At 57.5% G+C, this 5358-nt stretch carries 3 rRNA genes; all 3 read left to right on the top strand.

Going from position 1 to position 5358, the window contains the following annotated elements:
* Positions 1–152 precede the first annotated feature (152 nt).
* The 3 genes from V6U77_RS29510 (at position 153) to rrf (ending at position 5356) form a co-directional block, all read left to right on the top strand.
* Positions 153–1667: ribosomal RNA gene (locus tag V6U77_RS29510) — 16S ribosomal RNA — on the top strand.
* A gap of 375 nt (positions 1668–2042) precedes the next feature.
* A 23S ribosomal RNA gene (locus V6U77_RS29505) occupies positions 2043–5153 on the top strand.
* An 86-nt stretch (positions 5154–5239) separates the two neighbouring features.
* Positions 5240–5356 (top strand): 5S ribosomal RNA (rrf, locus tag V6U77_RS29500).
* The 16S, 23S and 5S rRNA genes sit together here, the layout of an rRNA operon.
* Positions 5357–5358: the final 2 nt, after the last annotated feature.

Below are 5358 nucleotides of genomic sequence, written 5' to 3'. Positions count from 1 at the left end.
GGTGTGTGGTTGTTCTTTGAGAACTCAACAGGGTGCTTGATAAGCCAGTGCCAATTATGATTTATACCCCGGACTGGTCAGGCTTCGGTTTGGCTGGTCTTGGATTCCTTTGGCAACACTTTTTGTTGTCGGGACAGTTTTTCAACAAGTTTTTGTTGGAGAGTTTGATCCTGGCTCAGGACGAACGCTGGCGGCGTGCTTAACACATGCAAGTCGAGCGGAAAGGCCCTTCGGGGTACTCGAGCGGCGAACGGGTGAGTAACACGTGAGCAACCTGCCCTAGGCTTTGGGATAACCCTCGGAAACGGGGGCTAATACCGAATAGGACTGCTGACCGCATGGTTGGTGGTGGAAAGTTTTTCGGCCTGGGATGGGCTCGCGGCCTATCAGCTTGTTGGTGGGGTGATGGCCTACCAAGGCGACGACGGGTAGCCGGCCTGAGAGGGCGACCGGCCACACTGGGACTGAGACACGGCCCAGACTCCTACGGGAGGCAGCAGTGGGGAATATTGCACAATGGGCGGAAGCCTGATGCAGCGACGCCGCGTGAGGGATGACGGCCTTCGGGTTGTAAACCTCTTTCAGCAGGGACGAAGCGTAAGTGACGGTACCTGCAGAAGAAGCACCGGCCAACTACGTGCCAGCAGCCGCGGTAAGACGTAGGGTGCGAGCGTTGTCCGGATTTATTGGGCGTAAAGAGCTCGTAGGCGGCTTGTCGCGTCGACTGTGAAAACCCGCAGCTCAACTGCGGGCCTGCAGTCGATACGGGCAGGCTAGAGTTCGGTAGGGGAGACTGGAATTCCTGGTGTAGCGGTGAAATGCGCAGATATCAGGAGGAACACCGGTGGCGAAGGCGGGTCTCTGGGCCGATACTGACGCTGAGGAGCGAAAGCGTGGGGAGCGAACAGGATTAGATACCCTGGTAGTCCACGCTGTAAACGTTGGGCGCTAGGTGTGGGGAGCCTCTCCGGTTCTCTGTGCCGCAGCTAACGCATTAAGCGCCCCGCCTGGGGAGTACGGCCGCAAGGCTAAAACTCAAAGGAATTGACGGGGGCCCGCACAAGCGGCGGAGCATGCGGATTAATTCGATGCAACGCGAAGAACCTTACCTGGGTTTGACATGGCCGCAAAACTCGCAGAGATGTGAGGTCCTTCGGGGGCGGTCACAGGTGGTGCATGGCTGTCGTCAGCTCGTGTCGTGAGATGTTGGGTTAAGTCCCGCAACGAGCGCAACCCTCGTTCGATGTTGCCAGCGCGTTATGGCGGGGACTCATCGAAGACTGCCGGGGTCAACTCGGAGGAAGGTGGGGATGACGTCAAGTCATCATGCCCCTTATGTCCAGGGCTTCACGCATGCTACAATGGCCGGTACAATGGGCTGCGATACCGTGAGGTGGAGCGAATCCCAAAAAGCCGGTCTCAGTTCGGATCGGGGTCTGCAACTCGACCCCGTGAAGTCGGAGTCGCTAGTAATCGCAGATCAGCAACGCTGCGGTGAATACGTTCCCGGGCCTTGTACACACCGCCCGTCACGTCACGAAAGTCGGCAACACCCGAAGCCGGTGGCCCAACCCTTGTGGAGGGAGCCGTCGAAGGTGGGGCTGGCGATTGGGACGAAGTCGTAACAAGGTAGCCGTACCGGAAGGTGCGGCTGGATCACCTCCTTTCTAAGGAGCACCTTCCGACGAAAGTCGGTAAGGAGCCCGCGGCCCGCGAATGTCGGGTCGGGGTGCTCAATGGCGGAGACACTGGTGAGTTGGATGCCGGCAACGGCCGGGATACCTAGTACGGTCACCTTTCGGGGTGGTGTGGAACGGTTCCTCCTGGTGCGGCTGGGGTTTGGCGGAGAGCACCCTGTTGGGTCCTGAAAGAACAACCGGTGGTTGTTTCTTTCGGAGCCTTGAGCGGAACGTGAGTGTTTCGTGGGCTGCCAGGCATGGCCTGGTCTCGCATACCGTCCACTGTGGTGGTGCTGGTGTGGGGCTGTGGGTTGTGGGTTGGTCGTTTGTTGAGAATTGCACAGTGGACGCGAGCATCTTTGTGGTCAAGTTGTCAAGGGCGAACGGTGAATGCCTTGGCACCAGGAGCCGATGAAGGACGTGGGAGGCCGCGATAGGCCTGGGGGAGCTGTCAACCAAGCTGTGATCCCAGGGTGTCCGAATGGGGAAACCTGGCTGGAGTCATGTCCAGTCACCCACACCTGAACACATAGGGTGTGTGGGGGGAACGCGGGGAAGTGAAACATCTCAGTACCCGTAGGAAGAGAAAACAATTTAGTGATTCCGTGAGTAGTGGCGAGCGAAAGCGGATTGAGGCTAAACCGGCTGCGTGTGATACCTGTCAGGGGTTGCGTGGTCGGGGTTGTGGGACCCTGCTGAACGGGCTGACACTCGTTCGAGAAGTTACAAAGTCAGTGGCTAGTCGAACAGTCTGGAATGGCTGACCGTAGACGGTGAGAGTCCGGTAGGTGAAAGTTGCTGACCTTCTGTGGGTGTTCCCGAGTAGCGGCGGACCCCTGAAATCTGCCGTGAATCTGCCAGGACCACCTGGTAAGCCTAAATACTTCCTGGTGACCGATAGCGGACGAGTACCGTGAGGGAATGGTGAAAAGTACCCCGGGAGGGGAGTGAAATAGTACCTGAAACCGTTCGCCTACAATCCGTCGGAGCCTTGCGGGGTGACGGCGTGCCTTTTGAAGAATGAGCCTGCGAGTTAGTGGCATGTGGCGAGGTTAACCCGTGTGGGGGAGCCGTAGCGAAAGCGAGTCTGAATAGGGCGATTCAGTCGCGTGTCCTAGACCCGAAGCGGAGTGATCTAGCCATGGGCAGGCTGAAGCGCGGGTAAGACCGCGTGGAGGGCCGAACCCACCAACGTTGAAAAGTTGGGGGATGACCTGTGGTTAGGGGTGAAAGGCCAATCAAACTCCGTGATAGCTGGTTCTCCCCGAAATGCATTTAGGTGCAGCGTCGCGTGTTTCTTGCCGGAGGTAGAGCACTGGATGGTCTAGGGGGCCCACAAGCTTACCGAAATCAGCCAAACTCCGAATGCCGGTAAGTGAGAGCGCGGCAGTGAGACTGCGGGGGATAAGCTTCGTAGTCGAGAGGGAAACAGCCCAGATCACCAGCTAAGGCCCCTAAGCGTGTGCTAAGTGGAAAAGGATGTGGGGTCGCATAGACAACCAGGAGGTTGGCTTAGAAGCAGCCACCCTTTAAAGAGTGCGTAATAGCTCACTGGTCAAGTGGTTCCGCGCCGACAATGTAGCGGGGCTCAAGCACACCGCCGAAGCTGTGGCATTCACATTTTTACCTCGCTTGGACTTGATTCCTTGTGCAGGTGTGTGGATGGGTAGGGGAGCGTCGTGCCGGGGGTGAAGCAGCGGGGTGACCCAGTTGTGGACGCGGCACGAGTGAGAATGCAGGCATGAGTAGCGAAAGAAGGGTGAGAAACCCTTCCGCCGGATGACCAAGGGTTCCAGGGCCAGGCTAATCCGCCCTGGGTGAGTCGGGACCTAAGGCGAGGCCGAGAGGCGTAGTCGATGGACAACGGGTTGATATTCCCGTACCCGCGAAAGAGCGTCCCTGATGAACCTCGTTGTGCTAACCACCCAAACCAGCTGAGACTTTCGGGTTGATGTTGGGGAGCGTGGGAACCTGGCGGGTAGTAGTCAAGCGATGGGGTGACGCAGGAAGGTAGCTGAGCCCGGCCGGTGGTTGTGCCGGGGTAAGCGTGTAGGCCGTGTTGTAGGCAAATCCGCAACACATGAAGGCTGAGACGTGATGCCGAGCCGATTCAGGTGAAGTCAGTGATCCTATGCTGCCGAGAAAAGCCTCTAGCGAGTTCTTAGCGGCCCGTACCCCAAACCGACACAGGTGGTCAGGTAGAGAATACCGAGGCGATCGGGCGAACTGTGGTTAAGGAACTCGGCAAATTGCCCCCGTAACTTAGGGAGAAGGGGGGCCGGAGACGTGAAGCCCCGCGCGGGTGGAGCGTTGTATGGCCGCAGAGAGCAGGGGGAAGCGACTGTTTACTAAAAACACAGGTCCATGCGAAGAAGTAATTCGATGTATATGGACTGACGCCTGCCCGGTGCTGGAACGTTAAGGGGACCTGTTAGCTCTTCGGGGCGAAGCGGAGAACTTAAGCGCCAGTAAACGGCGGTGGTAACTATAACCATCCTAAGGTAGCGAAATTCCTTGTCGGGTAAGTTCCGACCTGCACGAATGGCGTAACGACTTCCCCACTGTCTCAACCACAGGCCCGGCGAAATTGCATTACGAGTAAAGATGCTCGTTACGCGCGGCAGGACGGAAAGACCCCGGGACCTTTACTATAGCTTGACATTGGTATCCGAATTAGCTTGTGTAGGATAGGTGGGAGCCGGTGAAGTCCATACGCCAGTATGGGTGGAGGCAATCTTGAAATACCACTCTGGTTGATTTGGGTATCTAACTTCGGACCGTTATCCGGTTCAGGGACAGTGTCTGGTGGGTAGTTTAACTGGGGCGGTTGCCTCCTAAAGGGTAACGGAGGCGCCCAAAGGTTCCCTCAGCCTGGTTGGCAATCAGGTGTTGAGTGCAAGTACACAAGGGAGCTTGACTGTGAGACTGACAGGTCGAGCAGGGACGAAAGTCGGGACTAGTGATCCGGCACTTGCGAGTGGAAGCGGTGTCGCTCAACGGATAAAAGGTACCCCGGGGATAACAGGCTGATCTTCCCCAAGAGTCCATATCGACGGGATGGTTTGGCACCTCGATGTCGGCTCGTCGCATCCTGGGGCTGTAGCAGGTCCCAAGGGTTGGGCTGTTCGCCCATTAAAGCGGTACGCGAGCTGGGTTTAGAACGTCGTGAGACAGTTCGGTCCCTATCCGCCGTGCGCGTAGGATACTTGAGAAGGGCTGTCCCTAGTACGAGAGGACCGGGACGGACGAACCTCTGGTGTGCCAGTTGTCCCGCCAGGGGCACGGCTGGTTAGCTACGTTCGGAAGGGATAACCGCTGAAAGCATCTAAGCGGGAAGCTCGCTTCAAGATGAGGTATCCCACCCCACTTTGTGGGGGTAAGGCCCCCAGCTAGACGACTGGGTTGATAGGCCGGAAATGTAAGCCCGGTAACGGGTTCAGTTGACCGGTACTAATAGGCCGAGGACTTGACTACTAAGCTGCTACGCGTCCACTGTGCAACTCTAGACAAACGAACAACAGACCCCGTGTGTGTGGTGTTGTTTGATATGTCTATAGTGTTACGGCGGTCATGGCGGAGGGGAAACGCCCGGTTACATTCCGAACCCGGAAGCTAAGCCCTCCAGCGCCGATGGTACTGCACTCGGGAGGGTGTGGGAGAGTAGGACACCGCCGGACAA

Source organism: Micromonospora sp. CPCC 205546, assembly GCF_036902715.1.
Lineage (GTDB): Bacteria > Actinomycetota > Actinomycetes > Mycobacteriales > Micromonosporaceae > Micromonospora.
The sequence above is the reverse complement of the archived record's forward strand: the minus strand, read 5'-3'. Positions and strand labels throughout refer to the sequence as shown.